The organism is Microbacterium sp. ISL-103 (genome assembly GCF_018613995.1).
GTDB lineage: Bacteria > Actinomycetota > Actinomycetes > Actinomycetales > Microbacteriaceae > Microbacterium.
The window spans coordinates 1-3,051 of sequence record NZ_JAGGPD010000176.1 but is presented as its reverse complement, the minus strand read 5'-3'; the positions used below and the strand labels follow the sequence as shown (position 1 = coordinate 3,051).

Here is a 3,051-nt window from a genome sequence, read left to right as displayed (position 1 = left end):
GTGCAGGGGCAGGTGCTGTCGGCATCCGTCACCGAGGGCGCAGCCCTGCTGCGCCGCTTCGCCCAGACCTTCGCGCCGGCCTGACGCGACCGTCTCAGCCCCGCAGCAGCTCCACACGCTCGCGGAGGTATGCCTCGAGCGGCATCCATCCCCCGGCAGTGCTCCATCGCACCGAGGGGACGCCATCGACGGATGCGAGGGGCCCCGATGCGCCGCCCGCATCGACGGCGTCGACGTCGATCACCGACCACCCGATGTGCACGACGTCGCCCTCGGCGAAACCGCCGCGCAGAGCGAGCGCCCTTCGTTCCGCACGCTCGCGCGCCGACTCCGCCGTGTACCCGCGGCGTCCGGGGTCTGCGGCACGCAGCACCTCGGCGGTGGCCAGAGCGTGGGTCTCGGTGAGCAGCAGCACCCCGAGATGCCAGGCCTCTCCGACGCGCACGATGCGGCGTCCGCGCCAGCGCGAGTCCCGGTCTTCGCCGAGCCCCTCCTTCGGCAGGCCGGTCAATGCCTGCACCGCCTCGGTCAGAAGCGCGGATGCGGTCGTCACAGTTCTCCCTGCGGGGTGTCGCGCACCAGCTTCGGCTCGGTGAGTGTCGCCGCCTCGCCGCGGATCAGCATGCCGATCAGCGGGAAGAGCAGCACCGACAGCATCCCGGCTCCGACGAGGGCCGCGGCCGTGCCGGTGTCGATCATCTTCTGATCGACACCGATCGCGGTCACGGCCACGATGATCGGCAGTCCCGTCGCCGCCAGCAGTCCGAGTGCCGTGCGATCCTTGACGCTCGCACCGGTCGGCGCGGAGAGCTGCGCGGTCGCGCCGCGGAGCACGAGCAGCGCGACGAGGAACAGCGGCAGCATGAGCATCGCCGACGACGAGGTCATGAGCGCCTGCAGGTCGAAGTTGACACCGGTGTAGAGGAAGAAGATCGGCACGAGGAACCCGAAGGCGATCGCCTCGAGCTTCGTCTCGACGGCCTCTGCGTCTTTCTCGGGCGCCCGAGCCATGATGATGCGCCACACCGCCCCCGCCACGAACGCGCCCAGCAGCATGTCGAGGTCGAGCATCACGCTGAGGCCGACGAGCGAGGCGATCAGCAGCAGCACGAACCGCACCCCGAACTGGTCAGAGGTGTGCAGGGTCGCCCGCACGAACGAGTGCAGTCGGCCGTGCGGCACCCGATGCGCCATGAAGACGGCGAGACCGGCGAGCGCCACGAACGCGAGCAGCACGGCGGTGGCGAGCGGTGTGGTGCGCGTGCTGAGGAACAGCGAGATCGCGATCAGGGGGAGGAACTCCCCGACCGCTCCGACGACGGTGACGGCCCGGCCGAACGGGGTGTCGGTCTCCTTCGCATCTCGCAGGATCGGCATCAGGGTGCCGAGAGCGGTGGAGCTGAGGGCGATCGCGATCACGACCATCCCCTCGCCCGGTGCGAGGACGAACCCGATCCCGATGCCCAGCAGCACGCTGATGCCCCACCCGATCGACGCCCGCACGAGCGGGCGTCCGGCGACGGACCGGAAGTCGATCTCGGACCCCGCGATGAAGAAGAGCATCGCCAGACCGAAGTCGCTGAGCTTCTCGAGCATCGCCGTCGGCTCGACCCATCCGAGCACCGCGGGCCCGGCGAGGATTCCGAGCACGAGCTCGAAGACGATGATCGGCACGCGGATGACGGGGCGGATGCCGCGCGCGAGCAGCGGCGCTGCCACGGCGAGCAGCGGGATCAGCACCAGTCCGGAATCGCCCGCGTCCACGCTCCCAGAGTAGCGACCCGTCGTCGCGATTCGCCCGGTGGTCTGATCCACGGCAGAATCGATGCACACCCCCGAGGAGCCCTCATGTCTCAGCCTGACACCGCCCGCCTGCTGATCGCCTGCGACGATCAGCCCGGCATCGTCGCCGCAGTCGCCGGGGTGCTGTCCGCGCACGGCGCGAACATCATCTCGCTCGACCAGCACTCCACCGACTCCGAGGGCGGTCGGTTCTTCCAGCGGACGGTCATCCACCTCCCCGGCCTCTCGGCGGCACGTACGGCCCTCGAGGCGGACCTCGCCCAGGTCGCCGACCGCTTCCGCATGGAGTGGTCGCTGCACGACACGGCGCGCCGCAAGCGCGTCGCGATCTTCGTCTCGAAGTACGACCACTGCCTCATGGAGCTGCTGTGGCGCACGCAGCGCGGCCAGCTCGACATCGACGTCACGATGGTCGTCTCGAACCACCCCGACCTTGCCGAATCGGTGCGCTCGTTCGGCGTGCCGTTCGTGCACATCCCCTCCGGCGACAAGCAGCAGATGGAGCAGCGTCAGCTCGAGCTCCTGCGCGGCAACGTCGATCTCGTGGTGCTCGCCCGGTACATGCAGATCCTCACCGACGACTTCATCGAGGGCCTCGGCGCCCCGATCATCAACATCCACCACTCGTTCCTGCCCGCGTTCATCGGGGCGAACCCGTACGCCAGAGCCAAGGACCGCGGCGTGAAGCTGATCGGAGCCACCGCGCACTATGCGACGGCGGATCTCGACGAGGGACCGATCATCGAGCAGGACGTCACTCGCGTCACTCACTCGGAGTCGGCCGCCGATCTGCAGCAGCGCGGCGCCGACGTCGAACGTCAAGTGCTCGCGCGCGCCGTGCAGTGGCATGCCGAAGATCGGGTGATCGTGCACGGCCGCTCGACCGTCATCCTCTGATCCGACCGGGTCACAACCCTCGCGGCACTCCCGCGAGCAGCTCGGCGAACGCCTCGGCCGCGGTCGGGTAGCCGGCGAGCGGCGCCCCCTGGCCCATCCACAGCGACTGCATCTCACCGAGATTCTGCGGCCCCGCGACAGCGCGGAACTGCCCCGTGAGCCAGTTCTGCATCGGGAACGGGGCGATCATGCCGCCGGCCTCGATCGCGCGCACCGCACGATTGCGGGAGCCACGGGCGAGGCGTCCGCTCATCGCCCGGGTGAGCACGGTCGCGTCGGCGGCCGTCGAGCGGATCGCCTCGTGGTGCGCCGGTGTCGCGGCCGACTCGGCCGTGGCGAGAAACGCCGTGC

The 3,051-nt window shown here is 69.9% G+C and carries 4 protein-coding genes; 1 reads left to right on the top strand and 3 read right to left on the bottom strand.

From position 1 onward, the window contains the following. Nucleotides 1-94 precede the first annotated feature (94 nt). A complete protein-coding gene (locus J7E68_RS07335; RefSeq protein ID WP_215171283.1) occupies nucleotides 95-553 on the bottom strand; it encodes a glutaminase in 459 nt (152 codons plus the stop codon). After that, nucleotides 550-1,764, bottom strand: a complete 1,215-nt coding sequence (locus tag J7E68_RS07330) for a cation:proton antiporter (protein ID WP_215171281.1) — start codon at nucleotides 1,762-1,764, stop codon at nucleotides 550-552. Before J7E68_RS07330 ends, J7E68_RS07335 begins: the two co-directional genes overlap by 4 nt. Nucleotides 1,765-1,848: 84 nt before the next feature. Between J7E68_RS07330 and purU the strand changes: the two genes are divergently transcribed. Further along, complete coding sequence (gene purU / locus J7E68_RS07325; protein WP_215171279.1) at nucleotides 1,849-2,700, top strand: formyltetrahydrofolate deformylase; 852 nt, start codon at nucleotides 1,849-1,851, stop codon at nucleotides 2,698-2,700. 10 nt (nucleotides 2,701-2,710) lie between these two features. Here the strand turns inward: purU and J7E68_RS07320 are convergent. After that, the coding region (locus J7E68_RS07320; RefSeq protein WP_215171277.1) for a nitronate monooxygenase at nucleotides 2,711-3,051 on the bottom strand (341 nt) is incomplete at its 5' end.